The organism is Enterobacter cloacae complex sp. 309I3, assembly GCF_050031595.1.
GTDB classification, from domain to species: Bacteria; Pseudomonadota; Gammaproteobacteria; order Enterobacterales; family Enterobacteriaceae; genus Enterobacter; species Enterobacter cloacae.
Genome location: NZ_JBLGWI010000001.1, coordinates 1,296,791 through 1,321,326, shown reverse-complemented (window position 1 = coordinate 1,321,326; position 24,536 = coordinate 1,296,791). Strand labels below are relative to the sequence as shown.

20 protein-coding genes are annotated in these 24,536 nt (G+C 58.8%); 7 read left to right on the top strand and 13 right to left on the bottom strand.

Features of this window, described 5'->3' with window-relative positions:
• The first annotated feature begins 63 nt into the window (after nt 1-63).
• Nucleotides 64-1,263 carry an S-methyl-5-thioribose kinase gene (gene mtnK, locus ACQG22_RS06135; protein ID WP_040020582.1) on the top strand — a complete coding sequence of 400 codons (1,200 nt, stop codon included), beginning with the start codon at nt 64-66 and terminating at the stop codon, nt 1,261-1,263.
• Nucleotides 1,264-1,293: 30 nt separating this feature from the next.
• On the opposite strand, the gene ACQG22_RS06130 is transcribed toward mtnK, so the two are convergent.
• From ACQG22_RS06130 to ACQG22_RS06110, 5 genes are all read right to left on the bottom strand, one after another.
• Complete coding sequence (locus tag ACQG22_RS06130; RefSeq protein WP_369706362.1) at nt 1,294-5,451, bottom strand: Ig-like domain-containing protein; 4,158 nt, start codon at nt 5,449-5,451, stop codon at nt 1,294-1,296.
• Nucleotides 5,452-5,583: 132 nt separating this feature from the next.
• On the bottom strand, nt 5,584-6,825 hold the full coding sequence (locus tag ACQG22_RS06125) for an LVIVD repeat-containing protein (protein WP_369706361.1): 1,242 nt from the start codon (nt 6,823-6,825) through the stop codon (nt 5,584-5,586).
• Nucleotides 6,826-6,868: 43 nt separating this feature from the next.
• Nucleotides 6,869-7,933, bottom strand: coding sequence for a sugar ABC transporter substrate-binding protein (locus ACQG22_RS06120; protein WP_029882119.1), 1,065 nt, complete (start codon nt 7,931-7,933; stop codon nt 6,869-6,871).
• A 19-nt stretch (nt 7,934-7,952) separates the two neighbouring features.
• Complete coding sequence (locus ACQG22_RS06115) at nt 7,953-8,948, bottom strand: ABC transporter permease (RefSeq protein ID WP_045293358.1); 996 nt, start codon at nt 8,946-8,948, stop codon at nt 7,953-7,955.
• Nucleotides 8,945-10,447 (bottom strand): sugar ABC transporter ATP-binding protein, encoded by a 1,503-nt coding sequence (locus ACQG22_RS06110; protein ID WP_219246994.1) that lies wholly within the window; start codon nt 10,445-10,447, stop codon nt 8,945-8,947. Before ACQG22_RS06110 ends, ACQG22_RS06115 begins: the two co-directional genes overlap by 4 nt.
• Nucleotides 10,448-10,606: 159 nt before the next feature.
• On the opposite strand from ACQG22_RS06110, the gene ACQG22_RS06105 reads away from it, so the two are divergent.
• The 4 genes from ACQG22_RS06105 to ACQG22_RS06090 all read left to right on the top strand — a co-directional run bounded on the left by ACQG22_RS06105 (nt 10,607) and on the right by ACQG22_RS06090 (nt 13,361).
• Nucleotides 10,607-11,695, top strand: a complete 1,089-nt coding sequence (locus ACQG22_RS06105) for an oxidoreductase (protein ID WP_369706360.1) — start codon at nt 10,607-10,609, stop codon at nt 11,693-11,695.
• A 57-nt stretch (nt 11,696-11,752) separates the two neighbouring features.
• Complete coding sequence (locus ACQG22_RS06100) at nt 11,753-12,496, top strand: SDR family NAD(P)-dependent oxidoreductase (protein ID WP_013097624.1); 744 nt, start codon at nt 11,753-11,755, stop codon at nt 12,494-12,496.
• Nucleotides 12,497-12,679: 183 nt separating this feature from the next.
• Nucleotides 12,680-12,976, top strand: a complete 297-nt coding sequence (locus tag ACQG22_RS06095) for a type II toxin-antitoxin system RelE family toxin (protein WP_029882114.1) — start codon at nt 12,680-12,682, stop codon at nt 12,974-12,976.
• Nucleotides 12,957-13,361: a helix-turn-helix domain-containing protein gene (locus tag ACQG22_RS06090; RefSeq protein ID WP_013097626.1), complete on the top strand. Its 405-nt coding sequence runs from the start codon at nt 12,957-12,959 to the stop codon at nt 13,359-13,361. Before ACQG22_RS06095 ends, ACQG22_RS06090 begins: the two co-directional genes overlap by 20 nt.
• Here the strand turns inward: ACQG22_RS06090 and ACQG22_RS06085 are convergent.
• Nucleotides 13,358-13,555, bottom strand: a complete 198-nt coding sequence (locus tag ACQG22_RS06085) for a YbdD/YjiX family protein (RefSeq protein ID WP_013097627.1) — start codon at nt 13,553-13,555, stop codon at nt 13,358-13,360. The two genes, ACQG22_RS06090 and ACQG22_RS06085, sit on opposite strands and share 4 nt — an antisense overlap.
• 103 nt (nt 13,556-13,658) lie before the next feature.
• Nucleotides 13,659-15,764, bottom strand: a complete 2,106-nt coding sequence (cstA, locus tag ACQG22_RS06080; protein ID WP_013097628.1) for a pyruvate/proton symporter CstA — start codon at nt 15,762-15,764, stop codon at nt 13,659-13,661.
• A gap of 292 nt (nt 15,765-16,056) precedes the next feature.
• On the opposite strand from cstA, the gene ACQG22_RS06075 reads away from it, so the two are divergent.
• Nucleotides 16,057-17,169, top strand: a complete 1,113-nt coding sequence (locus tag ACQG22_RS06075; RefSeq protein ID WP_038420892.1) for a M20 family metallopeptidase — start codon at nt 16,057-16,059, stop codon at nt 17,167-17,169.
• Nucleotides 17,170-17,236: 67 nt separating this feature from the next.
• Here the strand turns inward: ACQG22_RS06075 and entH are convergent, their stop codons facing one another.
• The 5 genes from entH to entC are packed head-to-tail and all read right to left on the bottom strand — an operon-like array spanning nt 17,237 to nt 22,062.
• Nucleotides 17,237-17,650 carry a proofreading thioesterase EntH gene (entH, locus tag ACQG22_RS06070; RefSeq protein WP_047351875.1) on the bottom strand — a complete coding sequence of 138 codons (414 nt, stop codon included), beginning with the start codon at nt 17,648-17,650 and terminating at the stop codon, nt 17,237-17,239.
• Nucleotides 17,650-18,402 carry a 2,3-dihydro-2,3-dihydroxybenzoate dehydrogenase EntA gene (gene entA / locus ACQG22_RS06065; protein WP_013097631.1) on the bottom strand — a complete coding sequence of 251 codons (753 nt, stop codon included), beginning with the start codon at nt 18,400-18,402 and terminating at the stop codon, nt 17,650-17,652. Before entA ends, entH begins: the two co-directional genes overlap by 1 nt.
• Nucleotides 18,402-19,256 (bottom strand): isochorismatase, encoded by an 855-nt coding sequence (locus tag ACQG22_RS06060; RefSeq protein WP_013097632.1) that lies wholly within the window; start codon nt 19,254-19,256, stop codon nt 18,402-18,404. Before ACQG22_RS06060 ends, entA begins: the two co-directional genes overlap by 1 nt.
• Before the next feature lie 10 nt (nt 19,257-19,266).
• Complete coding sequence (gene entE, locus ACQG22_RS06055; RefSeq protein WP_095427322.1) at nt 19,267-20,877, bottom strand: (2,3-dihydroxybenzoyl)adenylate synthase EntE; 1,611 nt, start codon at nt 20,875-20,877, stop codon at nt 19,267-19,269.
• Nucleotides 20,878-20,886: 9 nt separating this feature from the next.
• On the bottom strand, nt 20,887-22,062 hold the full coding sequence (entC, locus tag ACQG22_RS06050) for an isochorismate synthase EntC (protein ID WP_248032140.1): 1,176 nt from the start codon (nt 22,060-22,062) through the stop codon (nt 20,887-20,889).
• A 188-nt stretch (nt 22,063-22,250) separates the two neighbouring features.
• Between entC and fepB the strand changes: the two genes are divergently transcribed.
• Nucleotides 22,251-23,210, top strand: a complete 960-nt coding sequence (gene fepB / locus ACQG22_RS06045; RefSeq protein ID WP_013097635.1) for a Fe2+-enterobactin ABC transporter substrate-binding protein — start codon at nt 22,251-22,253, stop codon at nt 23,208-23,210.
• Between the two features lie 46 nt (nt 23,211-23,256).
• On the opposite strand, the gene entS is transcribed toward fepB, so the two are convergent.
• A complete protein-coding gene (gene entS / locus ACQG22_RS06040) occupies nt 23,257-24,504 on the bottom strand; it encodes an enterobactin transporter EntS (RefSeq protein WP_369706359.1) in 1,248 nt (415 codons plus the stop codon).
• Nucleotides 24,505-24,536: the final 32 nt, after the last annotated feature.

The window sequence follows — 24,536 nt, the reverse complement described above, 5'->3', positions numbered from 1 at the left end:
GGATGAAATCCAGATGTATAGACGTCTAAATGTCTTTATTCGCAAATCAGTGAGGAGCAGGCAATGTCGCAATACCGTACCTTTACCGCCCAGGACGCCGTGGAGTATGCCAGGCAGTTTGGCGGCCTTGATAATCCATCATCACTGGTAGAGGCGCAGGAAGTGGGCGACGGCAACCTCAATCTGGTCTTCAAAATTTTCGATGCTCAGGGCGTGAGCCGCATCATCGTAAAACAGGCGCTGCCATACGTTCGCTGCGTCGGTGAGTCCTGGCCGCTGACGCTGGACCGCGCCCGTCTTGAGGCGCAAACGCTGGTGGAGCATTACAAGCACAGCCCGCAGCATACCGTGAAAATTCATCATTTTGACCCGGAACTGGCGGTCATGGTGATGGAAGATCTCTCCGACCATCGCATCTGGCGCGGGGAGCTGATTAAGAATAACGCCTACCCGCAGGCTGCGCGTCAACTGGGGGAGTACCTGGCGCACACGCTGTTCCACACCAGCGATTTTTACCTGCACCCACACCAGAAAAAAGCGCAGGTTGCCCAGTTCATTAACCCGGAGATGTGCGAGATCACTGAAGATCTGTTCTTTAACGATCCGTACCAGATCCACGAGCGCAACAACTATCCGGCAGAGCTGGAAAACGATGTCGCCGCCCTGCGCGATGACGCCCAGTTGAAAATTGCCGTGGCCTCCCTGAAGCATCGCTTCTTCTCCCACGCCGAAGCGCTATTGCACGGGGATATCCACAGCGGATCGATTTTCGTGGCCGAGGGCAGCCTGAAAGCAATCGACGCCGAATTCGGTTACTTTGGCCCGATTGGGTTTGACGTGGGTACCGCCATCGGCAACCTGCTGCTGAACTTCTGTGGCCTGCCGGGGCATTTAGGCATCCGCGATGCCGCGGCCGCCCGGGAACAGCGTCTGATCGACATTCAGGCGTTATGGAATACCTTTGCGGAGCGCTTCCAGGCGCTGGCGCACGAGAAAACCCGGGATGCCGCGCTGAGTGCGCCGGGCTATGCCTCTGAATTTTTGAAAAAGGTCTGGAGAGATACCATTGGTTTCTGCGGAACGGAGCTGATCCGCCGCAGTGTGGGGCTGTCTCACGTCGCGGACATCGATACCATTCAGGACGACGCGATGCGCCACGAATGTCTGCGCCACGCCATCACGCTGGGTAAAGCGCTGATTGTGATTGCCGATCGCATCGACAGCGTGGAAGAGCTGGTGGCAAGAGTGCGCCAGTACAGTTAAAAAAAACCTCCCTTTCGGGAGGTTTTTGCATCAGTTTTTGGTGAGCGTGGTGGTCACGGTGTAATCGAGAGACCACGACGAATGCCAGTCTTTACCGGCAAACTTGATATCCCCACGGTAAACCCCGCTCGGGAGATCCGGGTTATCGGCCTCAACATACTTAAGGCTGGCGCTATAGCCTGTGGTTTCCCAACTGCTACACAGAACCGCCACATTGAACGGACGGGTGGAGCAATCCGATCTGCGCTGCGCGCGAATCTTCACGTCCCGGGTATTGCCTTGTTCGTCCTTCATCGGCACGACAAGCGTGCTGTAACCTTCGGCGGTCCATACCAGGGACGTCGGCCCCTGCGTACTTCCCGTTGCCACGAACCCAAGCGAAGGGAAGCCAAATATTGCGCCCGTACTGAATGCGCTTGTCGAACCGGTGACGCTCCACATGGCTGAATAGCTGGCAATAAACACAACCGTTTGATCGGTTTTAGTGGTGTTATTACTCTCTGCACTCACCTTTGCCGTACCGGTATCCGGGCCACTCAGCTTCACGGTCGCCACGCCGCTGCCATTGGTCACACTGGTTTGCGCTGAAAGGGTATTAAGCGTGGTGTTCCAGTTGACCGTCGCATTTTTGACGGCATTACCGTTTACGTCTTTCACCACTGCGGTGTAAGTAATGCGGTCGGTGTTGACTACCGCGTGGTCAGAACTGGCCTTGAGGCTCTCAACCCTGGCGGTGGTCGCATCGCCAATAAATGTTACCGGCTCCGCGTTTATCGCCGCCGTTGAACCGACAACTGTTGCGCTAACCGTTGCCGTTCCGGCCGTTGTCGTTGACGCCGTTACAAACGCCTGACCCGCTTCGTTGGTTTTTGTGCTGGCGCTGGCAAGCTTCACGCTGCTGTTATCTACACGCCACGCCACATCCACACCGCTAAGCGGGTTATGGTTGGCGTCTTCGACGGTGGCGGTCCAGCGTATGGTCGCGTTCCCGTCAGCCACCGCCTCTTTTTTATCCGCACTCAGGCTCCTAAATTGCGCTGTCGCCGGATTACCGGTCACGGAGAGAGTAAGCGTCTGACCGCTACCATTCACCGTCGCGGTAACCGTCATGTTGCCCGCTTTGCGCGATGAGAAGCGCGTTTCAGCCTGCCCTTGCGCATTGGTCATTGCTGAAACGGGCGTCAGGGTCACATCAGCCGCATTACTGCTGCTCCAGTTAACGGCAACGCCTGGTACAGGGTTTTGATGGCTATCCACCACGGTTGCGGTTAACAGTACGGTATCGCTGTCAGCCACAATGCCGGTCGTTTTATCCGCCGTGAGGGTAGCCAGCTTTGCCGTGGTGGTGTCACCGGTGAAGGTCAGTTTTGTCACGCGTAACGTGTTACTGCCGAACGTGGCCTGAAGAGAATATTCCCCCGCGGTTTCAGAACGTAAGGTCACGCTCGCCTCACCCGATGCATTCGTCACGCTGCTCGTATCGGACAACGTCGCGCCGGAAGGGCTCACCGCCCAGCCAACCTTCGCTCCGTCAACCGGGTTGTCATTGGCATCCACAACGGTAGTGCGCACGGTGATACCGTCGGTGCCATTGGCCACCGCCGTCACGCTGTCGGCGGCCATCTCCGTCATTTTCGCGGTCGTGAGATCGGCCGTGAAGGTTGCGCTGTCAGCACGAACGGGTGCGCTTTCAGCGGTCTGAGCCGTGATGACAACGCTGCCTGATTTCAGCGAGGTAACCACCAGCGAGGCATTGCCCTGCGCATCCGTCCGCGTACTGCTGGCGGCGAGCTTAACGTCTGGGTTATCTGCCGACCAGTTAACCTCTACGCCCGAAATGGCGTTACCCTGCAGATCGCGCACCTGCGCCGTCCAGGTAATACTGTCGCTGCCGTTGGCCACGGCCTGTTGCTTATCGGCCACCACGGCGGCGATACGCTGCGTGCTGGTGTCAGCGACAAACGTTACGGCTTCCGCTTTCACCGCATTCTGCTGATTTACATCAGCATAAACCCAGGCTACGCCCGTTTTTGCTGACGACAGCGACAACGTGGCGTTTCCGGCGGCGTCGGTAACCGAGGTTTTGCTTCCTGCGGTCGTGCCATCTTCCCGCTTCACCGTCCAGTTAACCGTCACGCCTTCAAGCGGATGATTGCTGTTATCTGCGACCTGCGCGGTATACGTTACGCTGTCGCTGTTATTGGCAACAATGCGGGTTTTATCGACATTGACCGATCTCACCTGTGCGCTGGCGCTGTCCGCAACAAATTTTAGCGTCGGGGTAGAGAGCGGGTTACCGTCCGCCAGTTGCGCACTCACTGTCGTCGCAACCACGTCACGGCTAATGAGCTGAATGCTGGCCTGCCCTTGTTCATTGGTGAGGGTGCGTTCAGCAGACAGCTGAACCGCAGCGTTATCCGCTGTCCATTTCACCTCTTGCCCCGAAACGGGATTGCCGGACCGATCGACAACGCTTGCCACTACGACAATCGGCGTTACGCCGTCTGCCGGTGCGCTTACGGCCGACGGACTGAGTGAGGCAAGTTCCACAACCTCGGACACCGCCTCTTCAGTCACAGAGGCGGTAGCAAGCTTAATATTGCCGTCGATGAACGTCTGAATGGTGAGGGTGGCAGGCGCGGTTCCGCTGATAAGCGTTGCGCTGTATACGCCGCTGCTCGTTTCGCGAAACGCGCTTATTTGCGGTGCGACAGGCGCCGCGGTGCCTGTAACGGCATTTTTCAGGGTGATCGATGCGCCAAGACGCTCCGATAGCCCGGTTGCAGCCTCGCCGGATGCGGTTTTTAGCGCCAATGTTAATACCGACTGACTGGTGCCATCCGCCGGTAAGCGGGACGGAGACGCCGTCAGGCTGGGCTGCAGCGTGGTCACGTCCATGCCGTTTACGTTCACCGTCATCCGCGCGGTATCAGAAGCGTTACCGTGCTTATCCCAGGCCGTTGCGGTTAACGTATACGCGTTGGAACCGCCATTTTTCCAGGCTGGAAGCGTAATCACCACCTGGGCCGGATCGGCACCCGGTGTGATTTTGCCGCCGTTACGTATCAAATTGTCACCCTGCCAGTCGATGCGTTCGAGCCCGTATTTCGTTTTAACCTTCGCGGTTACGGTCTGGCGGGCATTTTCATTCCCGGCAATGTTTTCTGGCAGTGCGAGTGAAATCAGCTCCTGCTTACGGTAATCCAGGACAATATTGTTATTACGATCGACCAGCTCCTGACGTGACCCCAGCAGCGTACGGCGTGCCCCCACCTGGTCCGCATCAAGCTGCGTGCGCAGCGGCACGCCCGGCGCCCAGTTGACCGCAAGGTTAAACTGCGTATCCGATGCCTCGCCCTTACCCATTTTTTGGTTTACGCCCAGGGTAACCAGTGGAACGGGCGTGTAGCTCAGTCCAACGGTTACGGCGTAGGGATCTTTCTGACGATCGTCCTCATCGTCACCGAAAAGCCCGACGTGCTGACCATAGTATTGTTCGTAGACGAGGTTCGCCCCAAGCTGCGGATACGCGGGGAGATACCCGGTTGCACGCAGGTCAAAGCCGTTCGCCACGCGCTCGTCATAATCGCGATAGCGGGACGAAGACATCCAGTCGCTTAAACGGTAGTAGCCGTTGGCTGAAAGACGCAGATAGTCCCAGCCTAGCTCGGCTCCAACACCAAGGCGCTGATGCTGATTCGCCGAAACCTGGCGATCGTAAAAGGTATTCACGCCCCACATCCATGCGGTATTAAATTCACGGTAGCCAAACCCGACATTAACGATATTTCTGTCGTCGTGACGACGGCCACCCAATTGGGTGAACAGCAGCGACGTTTTTTGCTCGTATAAAGGGATAAGCAGATCTAACTCCGCGTCCTGAATGGAAAAATGCTCATCAGTACCGATATTCAGACGCGTGGTACCAAATTGATTTAACCAGGACTCAATTTCCTGCGTGGCGGTATTTGTTGCCTGGTACGTAATTGCGCTGGCGACAGAACGGCCACTGCCGCTCTCCAGCAGTGACCCCGCCTGCACGGCGGTTTGTGCCACTACCCGCTCGGTGGTTTGCGGCTCGGCTACCTTATCCTGCGCGGCGACGGGCGTCGCGCCCAGCGAAAATAATGACGGCGGAAGGAGTTGCAGTGCTATTTGCAACCAGGCTGCACATTTTTTCAGGCTCATTAAATTCATCCTTGAATAAAAAAAGAGCCATAGTACGTATCAGGACTTAAAGATAAAGTCGGCGCGTTTATTTTAAGAATCTATAAATATAAGCATTCACCTAATAAATATATTTCAGCCCCGCATTCCCTTTCAGCCCCAATATTCAATCACCGACAACCCGCCGTTATAATCCGTGCTGTAAATAATTCCCTGCGCATCCACAAAAACATCACACGACTGGATCACCTGCGGGCGATTCGGGCGTGTATCCATCATCCTTTCAGGTGCAGCAGGTACCAGCGCCCCCGTTTCCACCGGGCGGTAGGGATTCGAAATGTCATACGCACGCACCCCTGCATTCTGAAAGGTGGCGAAGATCAGCGTGGAGCTGACAAAGCTTCCCGGCCGGTTCTCGTGCAGATTATGCGGGCCGAAATGCGCGCCTTTCGCCACGTAGTCTCTTTCATCCGGCTGCGGGAAGGTGGAGATACTTACCGGGTTCGACGGCTCGCGGATATCAAACAGCCAGATGAACTTCTCGCCGTCCTCCTGGTTGTCGAGCACCGCTTCGTCGAGCACCACCAGCAGATCGCGGTCCGGCAGCGGCAGCGCGGTATGCGTCCCGCCACCAAACGGCGGGCTCCAGTTGCGGTGACTAATCAGCTTCGGCTGAGTGCGATCTTTGACATCCAGCAGCGTTAAACCACCGTCACGCCAGCTGCCGTATGCCGTATCCCCGGCAATAATGGCATGATGCAGCGCGTAGCGTTTGCCTTCCGGCCACTCTGGCCGTTCACCTGCGGCCTGGTTCATCCCCGGCAGCCACCAGCGCCCTGCCACTTCGGGCTTACGCGGATCGGCCAGGTCGATGGTCAGGAAGATATAGTCGGTAAAGCCGTCGATCAGCGCCGACACATAGGCCCAGCGACCGCCGACGTACCAGATGCGGTGAATTCCAATGCCATTTAACGACAGAAAACCGATTTCACGCGGCCTGTCCGGCGTGGAGATATCAAACACGCGCAGCCCGGCGCTCCAGCCTTTTTCCTGCACGTCGCTGACGGTCTCCCCCACCTGACGGGTGTAGTAGACCTTTTCATCGGCGAAGCGGGCATCGGCAAACAGATCCCGGGCGTTAATCACCAGCAGTAAATCGTCGTGTGCCTGCAAATGCACATTCCAGGTGCCGGGCGGCGCAGGTACATAACCCGCCGCTTTCGGGTTTTTCGGGTCGCGCACGTCAACAATCGAAAAGCCCTGCGACACCATATGGCCAATATACGCATAACCGCGGTGCACCATCAGCTGCACGCCGTCCGGGCGACCGCCCTGGTCGCTATGGCCAATCAGCCGCATATTGCGGCTGTATTCAGGGGTGGGTAATGTTGTCACCTTTAGCTCCTTTCGCCGGGTGGCGGCAGCGCCTTACCGGGCACTATTTTGACTTAGCTTCCAGCGTCGCAAACCACGGCGCAATAAAGTCTTCGGTCTGTCCCCAGCCCGGAATGATTTTCCCCAGCGACGCCACGTTCACCGCACCCGGCTGAGCGGTCAGCAGCGCCTGCGGGATCGCCGCTGCTTTAAAATCATAGGTCGCAGGCGTCGGCTCTCCGGCAATCTTGTTAGCGATCAGACGCACGTTAGTTGCCCCAATCAGCTTTGGATCCACCGCCACGCTCACTGCCCACGGGCTTCCCGGCTCGCGCATCAACTGTAAATCCTGGTTGGAGATGTCGATGCTGTAGAGCTTGATTTCAGTGCGGCCATTCTCCTTGAGGGCTTTATACGCCCCCTGGCTGAAGGCGTCCCAGGTGCCCCAGATAGCGTCGATTTTACCTTTCGGGTATTTCGCCAGAATTGCGCCGACCTTGTTGGCGGTATCGCCCTGCACGTCCGACGACACCGCGCCAATAGACTCCAGCTCTTTGATATTCGGGTACTGTTTCTGCAGTTCCTTATACGCCGCCTGACGACGCTCCATCGGCGGGAAACCGGCGACCCACAGCTTGACGATATTGGCCTTGCCGTTGAAATCTTTCGCCAGCTGGCCGAAGGAGAGATTCGTCAGGGAGGCATCGTCCTGCTGGGTGACCGTCACGCCTGGGATCTCGCCGTTGACGGCGGTATCAAACACCGAAACCTTAATCCCGGCATCCACCGCCTTCTTCACCAGCGCGGTCGCATACGGATCACGCCCCTGAGAGAGAATAATCCCGTCATATTTCTGGCTGATCGCCTGATTCACAAAGTCCTGGAATTTTGCGTCGTCACCGTTACTTAAAAAGGTGCTGACCTTAAAGCCAAGTTTTTTCCCTTCCTGAATCGCCCCGGCGACAAACTGCGTGGTGTTGTCATCCGAGCCAAGGTTGCGGATCACCGCAATGCGAATGGGGCCGTCGTGGTTGGCAATGGCCGCCGGAACCGGTGCAGGCGTGGCCGCAAAGCCCGGCAGAGAGGTGAGTAACCCAAGAGCCACCAAAGAGAGTGCAATCTTTTTCATTTTTTATCCCGTTGTGTTGTCAGCGTTTTTGTATGTAAGTAATCGCCAGCGCCACGGCAAGCACCAGCCCTTTTATAATGTCCATGGCGTAATACGGTACGGAGAGCATCACCAGCCCGTTCGACAGCACGCCCAGAATGACCGCCCCCACCAGCGTTCCCAGTGCGTTCGGCTTGCCGGAACCGGCCAGCGAAAAGCCGATCCACGCTGCCGCCACCGCGTCCATCAGATACCCGCCGCCCGCATTCACCTGCGACGACCCAATGCGCGAGGCCAGCAAAATCCCGCCCAGTCCGGCCAGCAGCGAGGCAAGCACGTAGGCCGCAACCTTGTAGCGCGTGGTGCGAATGCCTGAAAGGCGCGCCGCCTCCGGGTTGCCGCCGATGGCATACATGCGTCGGCCGTGGGTGGTCAGTGACAATCCCAGCTGTGCCAGCAGGGTCACCGCCAGCATGATGATGACGATGGTCGGCACCTGCCCCAGCAGGCTGAACGCCGCCGGAATGGTTCCTTCCGCCATATCACCGCTCGGCAGCACCATGTTTTCGGTAATCGAGCCGCCGTAGCTGTAGGTCATCGCCACGCCCTGAATGACGAACAGGCTGGCAAGCGTGGCGAGCATGTCCGGAATACGCAGAATGACGATCAGAAAGGCGTTAAACAGCCCGACCAGGGTACAGAGCGCAAGGGTGATCACAATCGATTCGGTGGTGCCGAAGCCGTGCCAGACGAAGAGCGAGATCACCAGCGCATTCGCCAGCGACGCCGTTGAGCCGACGGAGAGATCAAACCCGCCCACGGTGAGTGAAATCGATACGCCGATGGCGATCACCGTCACGATGGCGATCGAGCGCAGAATGTTGATGATGTTGTTCGGGTCGAGGAAGCTGTCTGAGGCCAGGCCAAAAACCACCACCAGCGCCACCACGGTGAGCAACATGCCCCACCGGTAGAGAAAATCGAAAAGTTGCTGACGGCCAGATACCGTCGCCGTTACTGAAAGGGCCTTGCTCACGACGCCGTTCCTCCGGTTGAATAATAAAGTAGTGTCTCTTCCCGCGCCTCGGCCCCGGGGATTTCCGCCACGATGCGTCCGTCCCAGAGCACGCAGATGCGGTCGCACAGCCCTACCAGTTCGGCAAATTCGCCCGAAGCGTAAATCACCCCTTTGCCCTCGCGGGCCAGACCGTCGATCAGTTGAAACAGATCGGTCTTCGCTTTGACGTCAACGCCCTTGGTCGGCTCGTCAAATATCAGCACGCTGGCGTCATTGCGCAGCCATTTGCCAATAGCAACCTTCTGCTGGTTACCGCCAGAAAGCCGACGTAAAACCTGCCCCGGCCCGCGCGTACGCACGCCAACGCGGGCTATCACCTCTTCCGCCCAGCGCCACGCCTGACGATGGCCAAAGAGACTCCAGCGCGAAAAGCTGGTATCTGCCGTCACGGCCAGGTTCATGCTCACCGGCTCGTCGATGAAAATCCCCTCCTTGCGCCGCTCCTCCGGTACCAGCGCCAGCCCGCGCAGCACGGAATCGGCCGGATCGCGCGGTTTCCAGGGCTGATGATTGAGCTCGCCACGCTCCACCCGGCTTTTGCTGGCACCAAACAGCGCCTTGCAGAGTTCGGTTTTGCCTGCGCCCGCCAGCCCGGCAATGCCGAGGATTTCGCCTTTACGCAGATGCAGGGAGATATCTTTCAGCAACGCGTCGTCGTGCAGCCCCTCAACCCGCAGCAGCGTCTCGTCGCTATGCACAGGACGTGCTGGCGGGTAGATATCGCTCAGTTCGTGGCCGAGCATCTTCTCGACGATCGCTTCACCGCTGAGATCCGCCATCGGGCCGGTCTCAATCAGCTTGCCATCGCGCAACACCGTTAAGGTGTCACAGATGGCTTTCAGCTCATGAATGCGGTGCGAGATAAACACCACGCCAATGCCCTGCTGCTTTAAACGCCGCACCACCGCGAACAGGCGTTCACTGTCGTGGGCATCCAGCGGTGCGGTAGGTTCATCGAGGATCAAAAAACGGCAGTGATGCGACAGCGCCCGCGCCAGCAGGATCTGCTGTTTTTCAGCCAACGAACAGCTGTCGATGGAACGGCGAACGTCCAGCGTAACGTCGAGCTGCGCCAGCGCCTGCTTCGCCTGTTGACGAATAGCACGCCAGCGGTAGCGATGTCCCGGCTGCGCCAGCTGGTCGAGCATGATGTTTTCAGCGATGCTCAGCCCCGGAACCAGCGCCACGTCCACTTCCTGCTGCACAAGGTGGATCCCCAGCCGTTTGGCATCGAGCGGTTCGCGGATCGTCACCGGCTGGTTATTAATGCAGATCTCCCCCTCATAGCGATCGTGCGTTCCGCACAGCACCGCCATCAGCGTCGATTTCCCCGCGCCGTTAGCCCCGGTCAATGCATGCACCGATCCGCCGTTCAGGGTAAAGTCCACGCGCGACAGTGCCTGAAAGCCGGAAAAGGCCAGGCTGATACCGCGCATCTCAAGGCGACTGGAAATCATCCGCGTAGGATCCTCATTAATAGTTTGATTTATTGAATTTTTCACAGCTCCGGTTGACTGACAACGACAGAAAAGGCATAAGATAAAGCCAAATATTATTAGCCATCCGGATGTCCAGACATAACATCGGGTTAGCGCTTGCTAAAAAAGGACAACACCATGAGCAACACCGATATCCGCGTCGTTCCCGGCCCGGCGAACTACTTTTCTCATCCCGGAAGCCTTGCGCATCTGCATGACTTCTTCACCCCGGAGCAGCTTTCCCGCGCGGTGTGGATCTACGGCGAACGCGCGCTTGAAGGCGCTCTTCCCTACCTGCCGGAGAGCTTTGCGGCCCCCGGCGCAAAACACCTGTTGTTCAAAGGCCACTGCAGCGAGCGTGACGTCACCCATCTGGTGAATGAATCCGGCAGCGAGGCGGCCGTGGTGATTGGTGTTGGCGGCGGAGCGGTGATGGATACGGTCAAAGCCGTGGCACGTCGTTTGGGCGTTCCGTTCGTGGGTATCCCGACCATCGCCGCTACCTGTGCGGCATGGACGCCGCTCTCCGTCTGGTACAACGATGCCGGGCAGGCGCTGCAGTTTGAAATTTTCGACGATGCCAACTTCCTGGTGCTGGTGGAGCCGCAAATCATCCTTAACGCCCCGGCGGAATACCTGCTGGCTGGTATCGGCGATACCCTGGCGAAGTGGTATGAAGCGGTTGTACTCGCACCGCAGCCTGAACACCTGCCGCTGACCGTACGTCTGGGGATTAACGGCGCGCTGGCTATCCGCGACGTGCTGCTGGAACGCAGCGAGGACGCGCTGGCTGACCAGCAGCGCGGCGAAGCAACGCAGGCATTCAGGGATGTGGTGGATGCCATTATTGCCGGTGGCGGCATGGTCGGTGGGCTCGGCGAACGTTATACACGCGTGGCGGCGGCACATGCGGTGCATAACGGCTTAACCGTCCTGCCGCAGACGGAAAAATACCTGCACGGCACCAAAGTGGCCTACGGCATTCTGGTGCAAAGCGCCCTGCTCGGTCAGGACGACGTGCTGGCGCAGCTTATCACCGCGTATCAGCGCTTTAACCTGCCGACCCGGCTTCGCGAGCTGGAGGTGGATATCAACAACCGTGACGAACTGGACAAGGTCATCAATCACACCCTGCGCCCGGTGGATTCGATTCACTATTTGCCCGTGGCGCTCACACCTGACGTTCTGCGCGCGGCGTTCGAGAAAGTGGAATCCTTCAGCCGTTAAACGCGCCGAGCGACTATACCTAATGATGATTCTCACCACTCTCGCAACGAGGTCATCATGCAGATCGATTTAACAGGTAAGAAAGCGCTGGTTACCGGTGCCAGCCGGGGATTGGGCCGTGCTATCGCGCTGTCGCTGGCACGCGCCGGTGCCGATGTGGTTATCACGTATGAAAAGTCCGTCGATAAAGCCCAGGCCGTGGTCGATGAGATAAGCGCGCTGGGGCGGCACAGTGAGGCGGTTCAGGCCGACAGCGCCAGCGCAGAGGCTATTCAGGACGCGGTCACCCATGCGGCGCGCACCCTCGGCGGGCTGGACATTCTGGTCAATAACGCCGGTATCGCCCGCGGCGGCCCGCTGGAGTCCATGACGCTGGCGGATATCGATGCCCTGATTAACGTCAACATTCGCGGCGTGGTGATCGCCACGCAGGAAGCGCTGGTACATATGTCTGACGGCGGACGCATTATCAATATCGGTAGCTGTCTGGCAAACCGCGTGGCGATGCCGGGTATCTCCGTCTACTCCATGACCAAATCCGCGCTTAACTCCTTCACGCGCGGTCTGGCGCGGGATCTGGGGCCCCGCGGTATTACCGTGAACCTGGTGCATCCCGGCCCGACCAACAGCGATATGAACCCGGAGGACGGCGAACAGGCAGAAGCCCAGCGTCAGATGATTGCCGTCGGTCATTACGGACAACCGGAAGATATCGCGGCGGCGGTCACCTTCCTCGCCAGCCCGGCCGCCGGACAGATCTCCGGTACAGGGCTGGATGTGGACGGCGGTTTGAACGCATGATCGCACATTTTCTGCATGCCTCTGTCGCCCGGCAGAGGCGTTTTCGCACCGCCTCGACGGTTTGCGTTTTGCCTCTTACCTGCATTTGTTCTCCGCTCTACAGTAGCCCATAAGAAATTCGGAATTTATCTAATAGTCTTATTATTTCCTTATACTTTGTGTGGGCGTACAGTGGAGGTACGGATGAAGATTGTCTGGTCCAATGGGGCAAAGAAGGCATTTTTAAAGATTGACGAGCGATATCAGCGTCGCATTGAGTTGAAGCTTGTTGAGCTGGATGACCGCTCGGCTCCCCGGCCCGATATCAAAAAAATATCGGCGACAGAAGATCACTACCGGCTACGCGTTGGCGATTACCGCATCGTCTATACGCTTCGGGACGAACCCGATAACCATTGTTATGTTTTGGCCGTTAAGCGCAGAACATCAACAACTTACCTGCACGAGGAGAAAGCCACCTATGGCTGTTCAGCTAATTAAGGACGATAACGGAAAAACGCAGTACGTGGTTATTCCCTATGATGAATATTTTCGTATGTGCCTGCAGATGGCGGAAATCGACGACGAAACCGACGACGATCTGGAGGATATTGAAGTCGAACACGATGAGCTGGATGACGTTGAACTTCCAGGTGAGGTTTGCAGCATCATGACCTGGCAGAACGTCAGCCTGCAGGCCGCCTGGCGCATCCTGCGCGGCATGTCCCAGCAGGAGGTAGCAGAGAAACTCGGCATCACCCAGTCTGCCGTATCACAGCTGGAAGCGCTGGACTCCCGTCCGCAAAAGCGCACCCGTGAAAAGCTGGCGGCGATCTACGGCTGTAAACAGGAACAGATCAGCCTCTATTTACCGAAAGAGGGTTAACAGCACTTCGCCCCGCCCTTGCCGCCGTAACGGGCGTCCTGGCGATCGCGGAAAAATTCGTCGTAGGTCATTGGCGTCTGGTCCGGATGGTTGACGCGCATATGCTCGACGTAGTTATCGTAGTCCGGCACGCCAATCATCATTTTGGCGGCCTGGCCTAAGTATTTGCCTGCTTTGGAAAGGGTGTCGAACATAAGTCATTTCTCGTTTGTTTCCCTCACCCCGGCCCTCTCCCAAAGGGAGAGGGAGGATAAGAAATGTAGGCCGGGTAAGCGCTAGCGCCACCCGGCACACAGGTTAATGCGCCCCTTTGGCCTGGGTGACAATCTCTTCCAGGTTTTCAGGCATTGGCTCGTAAGGCGTCTCTTTTGCCGTTGGCTTGTCGACTTTCAACGCCGCCAGCGCGGTTTTGAGAGAATACAACGCCAGTACCACGACCACCACCATAAAGAAGATGGTCAGCCCGGCATCCAGACGATTGTTAAACACCAGCTGCGACAGCTGTGATTCCGTATACTGTGCCGGGATTTTACCGCTGTCGATCATCGCCTGGAACTTATTGGCAATCGCCAGGAAGCCCACTTTATTGTCCGGGCTGAAGGCTTTCTGCCAGCCCGCCGTCAGGGTACAAATCAGCAGCCAGGAAGTAGGCAGCAGCGCCACCCAGGCATAACGCTGGCGCTTCATCTTGAACAGCACCACCGCACACAGCATCAGCGCCATCCCTGCCAGCATCTGGTTAGCGATACCGAACAGCGGCCACAGCGTGTTAATACCGCCAAGCGGATCCACCACGCCCTGATGCAGGAAGTACCCCCACGCCAGCACGCACAAGGCCGTTGCCAGCAGGTTCGCCGGGAGCGAATCGGTACGCTTCAGATTCGGGGAGATCACGCCCAGCAGATCCTGCAGCATAAAGCGCGCCGCACGCGTCCCCGCATCCACCGCCGTCAGAATAAACAGCGCTTCAAAGAGAATGGCGAAGTGATACCAGAACGAGACATCCATCAGCCCGCCCAGCGCACCGTGAAGGATGTAGGCCATGCCCACCGCCAGCGTAGGCGCGCCACCCGCGCGGGAGATAATCGACTGCTCACCCACTTCACTGGCGATACTCGATAACGTATCCGGGGTAATGGCAAAGCCCCAGCCGCTTACCACCTGTGCTGCGGATGCCACCACGTCGGCGGTGCCCGCCGGAGCCAGAACCGCCATCGGGCTGTTCATCGCGAAGTAGACGCCCGGGTCGATAATGCAGGCAGAGACCAGCGCCATGATCGCCACGAAGGACTCCATCAGCATGCCGCCGTAGCCAATCAGGCAGGCCTGATTTTCATTCGCCAGCATCTTCGGCGTGGTCCCGGAGGCAATCAGCGCGTGGAAGCCAGACACCGCACCACAGGCGATGGTGATAAACAGGAACGGGAACAGGTTACCGGTCCAGACCGGGCCCGTACCGTCAACGAATTTGGTTAACGCTGGCATGGTCAGCGTCGGGCGCATGATCAAAATACCAATAGCCAGCCCGACGATGGTGCCAATTTTCAGGAACGTGGAAAGGTAATCACGCGGGGCCAGCAGCAGCCACACCGGCAGCACCGCGGCCACAAACCCGTACCCCACCAGCATCCAGGTCAGCTGTACGCCGGTAAAGTCGAAGAACGGTGCCCAGGTTGGGCTTTCTGCCACCCAGCCGCCGGAGATAATGGCGAACACCAGCAGCACCAGACCAATCACCGACACCTCACCAATGCGTCCCGGACGCAGGTAGCGAATGTAGATCCCCATAAAAATGGCCAGCGGAATGGTGAACGCGACGGTGTAAGTCCCCCACGGACTGTGGGTCAGCGCTTTCACCACAATCATCGCCAGCACCGCAAGGATGATCACCATGATCATAAAGGTCGCCACCAGCGCAATCACCCCGGCCGTCGCGCCCATCTCCTCTTTCACCAGCTCCCCAAGCGAACGGCCGTCGCGACGGGTGGAGACGAACAGCACCATAAAGTCCTGTACGGCCCCCGCCAGCACCACGCCGGCAAGGATCCAGATCATCCCCGGCAGATAGCCCATCTGCGCCGCCAGCACCGGCCCCACCAGCGGGCCTGCCCCGGCAATCGCCGCAAAGTGGTGACCGAACAGCACTTTCTTATCGGTCGGAACGTAGTCCAGCCCGTCGTTATGACGAACGGCGGGCGTCATGCGCGTGCCGTCAACCGCCAGCACCGTTTTGGCAATATAGCGACCATAAAAACGATACGCGATCAGATAAATGCAGACGGAGGCAACGACAATCCAGAGCGCATTGATCTGTTCCCCCCGGTTGAGGGCGATATAGCCCAGGGCAAAAGCTCCCACAACGGAAAGCAGTGCCCATGTAAGGTATTTCCCTGAGTTGTTCATAGTTGTTGTCCGTTGTTGTGGAACAGTGAGATGTTACATTTTGTTTCTAGAACAACGCGTAAAATTTAACAACTTTGAAACGCAATAATGCGTGGTCAAACCAGAGATTTACACCACAGTGTTAAGTCGATCACTTTCAGGCTGAAACAACCCCGTCGCTGTCATCGGTCACACTTCTGCGTTTTTCGTCCTGGCTCAACCTTACGGGATGATTTGTATCATTTTTTTTACGCTCAACCTCGCCAGAATGACCCTGCGCGATCGCGCGCTTACCGCTTACAAGGAAAAGGAAATGAATCTGGATCGCTACATTGAAGAGCTGAAAAGCCTGGTGAACGTGGACTGCGGCACCCAGACCATCGCGGGCGTTGCCGCCGTGGCTGGCATTTTAGAATCACTCTGGCAACGCGAAGGCTGGCATACCGGGCAGGTAAACCTGGGCGAGAAGGTTGGCCCGGGCCTCTTCGTCAGCAACAAGCCGCAGGCAGAGCAGTTCGACGTGCTGCTGGTCGGCCATCTTGATACCGTTTTTGCCCCCGGCACCGTGGCCGAACGCCCGTTGAGCGAGGACGATACGCGTCTCTACGGCCCCGGCGTGTCTGATATGAAAAGCGGACTGCTCAATATTCTGTGGGCAATGCGCGAGCTAGATCCTGCGGATAAAGATCGCCTGGCAATCGCGGTCGCGATGAACCCGGACGAAGAAACGGGCTCGGTATACTCCCACGAATGGATCGGTGCGCTGGCACAACGCTCCCGCTGCGTGCTGGTGTGCGAAGCTGCCCGTGCTGATGGCTCTCTGGTGAAAGCCCGTAAAGGTATGGCGGGCTATCACCTTACCTTCAAGGGCGTGGCGGCACACGCGGGTAACGACCCGGAAAAAGGCCGTTCGGCAATCACAGCGCTGGCAAACAGCATCGTTGCCCTGAATGCGCTGAGCGATGGGTCGCGCGGCACCACACTCAACGTAGGGGTGATTAGCGGCGGCAGCGCGGCAAACGTGGTGGCGGACCACGCCGTGGCCGAGCTCGACGTTCGCTTCTGGGAAAACGACGAGTACGACCGGGTGAATCAGGCGCTGGAAGCCTTATGTGAAAAAGGCTTTTTAGACGGCGTGACGACGACGCTGACGCGGGTCAATCACAAACCGGCGATGGCAGCAAGCGTTGCGACTCAGGCACTGATGCAGCAGGTTGAAGCGGCAGGTAAAGCGGAAGGCATCGCCATTACCTGGCAGGCGGTTGGCGGCGGCAGCGATGCCAACCACACCGCTGCGCTGGGTATCCCCACGCTTGACGGCTTAGGGCCGATTGGCGCGGGCTTCCACAGCCCGGCGGAGTGGCTGGACAAAGCGTCCATTGCGCCGCGAATTCGGTTACTTAAACGCGTCGTCTCAATGCTCTAATTTTGTACTACACCGTCCCCTCTCCCTGTGGGAGAGGGTTAGGGTGAGGGCAACAGGCCGCACAACATTACCCCAGCACCATCGTACTCAACCGGCAGGTACAGCACCGCCGTCCCTGCTCGTCGAACACCACAATCTCCCAGCTCTGGCTGGATCGACCCAGATGCAGCGGCTGACACACGCCGCGCACGGTCCCCTGCGCTACCGCACGATGATGGGTGGCATTCAGCTCCGTTCCCACCACGTTCTGCCCGTCGCGGGTCATCAGAAAACCGGCCATCGAGCCCAGCGTTTCCGCCAGCGCCGCCGACGCGCCACCGTGCAGCAGGCCAAACGGCTGATGGGTGCGCGCATCCACCGGCATTTCCGCTTCCAGCATATCGTCGCCAAGGCGGGTATAAACGATGCCCAGATGCGCCACCAGCGTGTTCTGGCTGGTGGCATTGAGCGCATCTAACGATAAATGGCGTTTCCAGATCATTACGCCCCCAGCGTGGAGCCGCCGTCCACCACGATATCCTGCAGGGTGATATGGCTGGCAGCATCGGAGGCCAGGAACAGGATCGTGCTGGCAATCTCCTGAGGACGGGCAATTTTCCCGAGCGGGATCCCCAGCTTAAACTGCTCGCCAAAACCGCGAATGCGCTGCTGCTCCGCATCGTCGCAGGTCCACAGGGTGCGCTGCATATCGGTATCCGTTGACCCCGGCGACACCAGATTACAGCGCACGCCGCTGCCCGCCAGCTCCAGCCCGACGGTGAGGGCCAGGCTTTTCAGCGCCGCTTTCGAGGCGCCATAGGCACTCATCCCGATGCGCGGCGTGTGGGCCGCGTCGGACGCCACGGTGACAATCGCCCCACTCTGCTGACGACGGAACTGGCCCATCGTCTGTTGAAAGAGGTTAAACGCCCCGCCAACGTTGACCGCAAACGTCTGCTGCCAGTCCTCCTGCGAAAGCTGGTCCGTGGCGCCCATGCGCAGAATGCCGGCGGCGTTGACCAGTATATCCAGACGTTCCTCTACGGCGAGCAAGCGCCCGCAGACATCGCTCACCTGCGCCGCGTCAGATACGTCCAGCGTTTGGGTAGCAAACGGATAATTCTCCTGCGGGAAAGCCAGATCGAATCCGGTCACCTTCGCGCCCGCGTCGGCAAAGGCCAGCGCCGTCGCATAACCAATCCCTTTACCCGCCCCTGTCACCCAGACGGTTTTGCCGGTGAAATCAAAAACCATTACTGCACCTCGCGGGAGAGTAGCGCCCACCAGGCGTCGAGGGTCGGATTTTTTGCCAGCATCACGAAATCGATATCGCCGTGGACTTTACGCCAGCGTGCGGCGAGCGCCATCATGCGCACCGAATCCAGGCCGTAGTCGATCAGGTTTTCATCATCCATCGGTTCGTCGGTTTCATCGAGTAATGGCAGGATGAGCTCACGCAGCGCCGCTTTTGAGGCCGGAACCGACGGCAACAGATCATCGGTCATCACCACGCGGCCGGAACGCCCCGCCACATAGTTGAGCGACATCAGATGCTCTTCGCGGGTGAAATCTGCCAGCGCGTCGGCAATAAAGAAGGGTTTGATGTCGCGCATAAACGCATCGGTGGCGGTGGTCATGCAGCCGATGTGGGCATACACGCCGGTGATCAGCAGCTGATTGCGGCCTGTCTCTTTCAGCATCAGCTCCAGCGGCGAGCGATGAAACGCGCTGTAGCGCCACTTCACCAGCACGGTGTCCGCTTCGTCCGGGGTCAGTTCAGCGACGATGCGCTGCTGCTCCGGGGAGCGGGTCAGGCCCGGGCCCCACATGTCATTCAGCAGGGCGCGGTCTTCGTCGCTCTGCTCTTTCGGCTGGGCGGTGTAGTAAACCGGAATGTTGTGTGCTTTACAGTACGTGCGCAGCCTGGCGATGTTCGCCACCACCTGCTGCATCATCGCGCTGTTTTCGCCCCAGAAGTTCAGGAAATACTCCTGCATATCGTGGATCAGCAGCGCGGCACGTTCAGGCTCAAACGCCCAGTTCACTTTACTTGTCGGCAACTCTGCGGCAGTTGGCAGCGCGTAAGCGGTTAATTTTGGAATAGCCATACTCTGTTCCTCAGGCCCGGGCGCGTTCAGCGATCCACAGGCGCAACTGTTTCTTATCGACTTTGCCGACCGGCGTTAACGGCAGCGCATCCACGCTCTCCACGCGATCCGGCAGTTTGAATTCGGCAACGCCCTGCTCGCGCAGGAAGCGACGCACCTCAACCGCGCGCAGCGGCTGTTTCACCACCAGAAACGCGCAGCTTTTCTCGCCCAACAGGCTGTCCTCCATGCTCACCAGCGCGGCGTGGATCACCGCCTCATGGCGCAGCAGCAGGTTTTCGATCTCTTCAGCGGCGATCTTCTCCCCGCCGCGGTTGATCTGATCTTTCTCGCGCCCCTGCACGGTGATGTACCCCTGCTCGTCGATGGCAATCAGATCGCCGGAGCAGTAAAACCCGTTGGCATCAAAGGCGCTGGCGTTGTGTTCCGGGCTGTTGAAATAGCCGCGGAAGGTGTACGGCCCACGGGTCATCAGACGCCCTGTTTCGCCACGCGGCAGCGGGTTGCCTTGCTCGTCCGCCACCCATACTTCGTCATCCGGGCACATCGGACGGCCCTGGGTGTGGATGATGCGCTCCGGGGTATCGTCGAGAGCGGTGTAATTCACCAGCCCTTCCGCCATGCCGAACACCTGCTGTAGCTGGCAGCCAATTTCCGCCGGAATACGCGCGGCAAGCGTGGCGGAGAGGCGTGCGCCCCCCACCTGCAGCAGCTTCAGCGATTTAAGCTGCGCATTGCCCGCGCCGTCGGCAATCGCCTGCAACCACAGGCTGACCGCCGGGGGCACCAGCGAGGTGACGTTAATCTGATGGCGTTCAATCAGCGGGAAGCAGATCGTGGCGCTCGGATCGTGCGCCAGCACCACGCAACCACCAGCCATGAATACCCCTAACGAACCCGGGGAACTCATGGCGTAGTTATGGGCCGCCGGTAGCGCATTCAGATAGCGGGTATCCGCAGTAATGCCGCAAATTTCGTTGCTGCGACGGATGCTGTAGTCGTAATCGTTATGCGTACGCGGGATCAGTTTTGGCGTGCCGGTACTGCCGCCTGAAAGCTGGAAGAACGCCACTTCGTCGGCGGGCGTGGGGTTGGGGATGAAATGGGCCGCCGGGTGGGCGATGGCCGCCTCCAGGGCATGTGCGCCGTTATCGCCACGCAGCAGGACAACACGCACAGAGCGATGTTCATCCACAAAACGGTTCAGGAAATCATCGCCCGCAAACAGGGCATGCTCGCGGTCGGCAATCAGCAGCGCAGGTTTGATCTGTGCGGCGTAGGCGTTCAGCTCGTTACGTTGGTGGCTGAAGAGCGCGTTCACCGGAGCCACCCCCACCTGCAGAAGCGCGAAAAAGGTGATGTAAAACTCAGCCACGTTGCCGAGCTGAACCAGCGCGGTCTCGCCACGACGCACGCCTTGCCCCTGCAGGGCGGAGGCCAGGTTATTCACCGCCTGGTTGAACGCGCGCCAGGTCAGGTGACGTTCACCGTCAATAATGGCGACGGTATCTTTCTCCGCGTGGTCGGTCAGAATGTGAGTCAGCGGCAGATCCTGCCAGTAGCCTTTTTCACGGTAGCGCCGGGCAAACTCCTCAGGCCAACGGGTAAAGGGGATGGTCATGATAATTCCTCAGTGCAAACCAAAAACGTTGAGCATGGTGGAGAGCTTCACCCCGGTTTCGCGCCACTCGCCCACCGGGGAGGAGGCTGGCACAATGCCCGCACCGGCAAACAGGCGAACGCGATTTTTAAGCAAACGCGCGCAGCGGATGGTCACCACCCACTCGCCGTTGCCTTCGCTGTCACACCAGCCAACGATGCCGCCAAACAGTTCGCGGTCGAACGGCTCCAGCCCGGCAATCAGCTCTTTTGCCGCCTGATGCGGGAAACCGCTCAGCGCAGGCGTCGGGTGCAGCAGACAGGCCAGAGTCAGGGCGTTCTCATTTTCACGGGCGTCCCCTTCCACTGGCGTCGCCAGATGCCAGAGCGTTGGGGTGGTGATCAGCTGCGGGGAAGCTGGCATGCTGAGATGATGGCTGCGCGGTGCCAGAATGGCTTTCATCGCCTGGGTCACCAGATCGTGCTCGTGGCGATCCTTCTCGGAGGCCAGCAGCTTATTACCCGCCTCGCGATCCAGCACGTCATCCGGCTGACGACGCGCAGAGCCCGCCAGCGGCAGAGAGCTAAAGTGTGTCCCCTCTTTACGCAGCAGCAGTTCCGGGCTCGCGCCCAGCAGTACGCCGCCATCTTCCAGCGGCACATGGAAGTTGAAGCTGGCCGGATTCTGGGCGATCAGTCGCTCCATCAGCGCGCCGCTATCAATCTTTTTATCCGTCGCAATATCAATCAGCCGCGACAGCACCACTTTGTTCACCTGTGGCGTGGCGGTGAGCGCTGCCGCACGGGCAACCATCTCTTCAAACACGGGCTGCGGCGGGATCTCAGTGCGGGTTTCCACGCTCAACGCCTGGGAAGCGGAAAAATAGCGCGCGGACTGCTGACGCGCCGGGCGCGAAAAGGTCTGCCAGTGCTGCGGAATAAACAGGGATGAGGGCTTGCGGGTATCGAACGGGATGGCTCCCACCATCACGGGATGGGCAATGCCACTGGCCTTCGCGTTGCGGAAAGCCTGAGCCAGTTTCTGCTGGAAGGCCCCCGACGGGTTATCACCGCCCTCGGCGGGTTCAGAGAAACGGGAAAAACAGCCTGACGTGGTAAAACTGCGGTAAGGCGACATAAAGAAAAAGCTGTCTGATGGCAGCGTGGTCGCGGTGTGCTGAACTTCCTCAGCCAGGGACGTATCCATATCATCCTCCATAAAATGATAAAAGAAGCAATAATGATTATCATTTATATTTTCGTTGGCTAACCTAATCCCACATCGCGCCGGTGTCAACCGCAGAGCGAACATCTTGTGCGAGTATCGCTTGCATCCCCTCGCCGCAATCATGAAAATGAGAAGCATTAACTTCAAAGAGAACAGGATGCCGCGTTGTGAAATTCCCCGCCGTTTGCCGTAATGCCCTTCTTTTAACGGGATGTTTTGTTTTAGGACTAACCTCAGCCATCGCCGCCGACTGGCCGCGTCAGGTAACCGACAGCCGCGGCGTGCATACCCTGGAGAGCAAACCCACGCGCATTGTCTCCACCAGCGTGACCCTGACCGGCTCATTGCTGGCGATTGACGCTCCGGTAGTGGCCAGCGGGGCGACCACGCCCAATAACCGCGTGGCGGATGCGCAGGGCTTTTTACGTCAGTGGGGTGATATTGCGAAACAGCGCAACGTGGCGCGCCTGTACATTGGCGAGCCGAGTGCGGAAGCGGTGGCGGCGCAGATGCCGGATCTGATTCTGATTAGCGCGACCGGCGGAGATTCGGCCCTGGCGTTGTACGATCAGCTCTCCGCCATCGCGCCGACGCTCATCATCAACTACGACGACAAAAGCTGGCAGGAACTGCTGAAGCAGTTAGGCACGATAACCGGACAGGAAAAACAGGCCGCCGAACGCATTGCAGCATTCGATAAACAACTCGCGCAGGTGAAACAGCAGATGACGCTGCCGCCGCAACCGGTGAACGCCATTGTGTACACCGCTGCCGCGCACAGCGCTAACCTGTGGACCGCGGAGTCTGCCCAGGGCCAGCTGTTGCACCAGTTAGGCTTTACCCTGGCCGAACTGCCTGCCGGGCTGCACACCTCAAAAAGTCAGGGCAAACGTCACGACATCATCCAGTTAGGCGGTGAAAATCTGGCTACCGGGCTGAACGGTGAAGGCCTGTTCCTGTTTGCCGGCGATCAAAAAGACGTTGAGGCGATTTACGCCAACCCGCTGCTGGCTCACCTGCCTGCGGTGAAGAATAAACGCGTGTGGGCACTGGGAACGGAGACGTTCCGCCTGGATTATTACAGCGCGATGCTGGTGTTAGAGAGATTAAATGCATTGTTTAAGTAGGCATTTTCCCTCCCTCTCCCCGTGGGAGAGGGGCGGGGTGGGGGCATCAGGCCGCACCGTCGTTCAATACAACTTCCTGCCGGAACCGGCGCAATTCTGCTAATACCATTAACAGGATCCCACCTACAACGGCTAACGCAAACCCGCTGGTGCTCGCCGAAGCCACCGGTGTCATGACGGCCCCCAGCCCACCGAGGATCGCCGCGCCAATGGCATCGCCCGTCACGTTTTGCGCGGTCCACAGGCCGTTGATGCGCCCGAGCATCCCCTCCGGCGTCTGGGTCTGGATCAGGGTGTACTGCAACAGAGAACTGATGGCGCTCAGCCAGCCGAAGAGCACCAGACACAGCACACCCAACGCCCAGACCGGCATCAGGCTGAAGAACCCCATCGCGATAAACGATGCCAGTGTCGTCAACAGCATAATTAACCCTGGACGCGCGCTCTGCGCCAGCCTGCCGCTGGTTAGCGCACCACACGCCGCGCCGAGCGGAATGGCGGCGTACAACACGCCAATCTCTGAGGCGCTCATCTGCCACACCCCCGCCAGCGCCGGATACAGCACGCGTACGGCGCTCGCCATCGTCAGCAGACCACCGAGCAGCGCAATACCACCAATCAGCGGGTTGCTGAACAGAAACCGGATCGCCGCCATCAGCGATTTCAGCGGATGCTCACGCGGCTGCGGTGGCGGTAGCAGAAGCGGCAGACGCAACAAGGTTAAGGTGGTGATAAACGTCCCCGCCGCCGCGAGGCCGTAGTTCCACGCCACGTTACCGGTGGCCAGCAGCAGGCCGCCCACCATCGGCGATATCACCGAGCCAAGACGGACCGTAAGCATGGTAATTGCCCCCGCCTGCATCAAATTCTCACGCCCTACCAGCGCGGGTGTGGCGGCCAGCAGCGCCGTCACGCCTAACGAAGCAAAGAAACCATCCCACAGCCCGAGGGCGTAAATGGCGAGTAAGGAGGGTTCCGGCAGCATCGCGTTCAGGCACAATCCGACAAACCCCACCCCGCAGGTGCCGCGTGCCAGCAGGATCAGCTTCTTGCGTTCGTACCTGTCGGCCAGCACGCCGCCGATCATCAGACCGATAAACATCGCCCCGCCGGTTAAGGTGACCGACAGCCCGACCAGCCAGCTGGAGTGCGTCAACGTCTGGATCTGTACCGGGACGGCAACGCCGAGCAGGCCGAGGGACAAAATGGAGATAAAACGCGCGATAAACACGGCGCGATACGCCGGGTGCGTCTTCAGCAGGCTGAGGTTAATCAGCCAGGATTTTTGATTCATGACAAGACCTTGAGTCTATTTCTACCCATTCC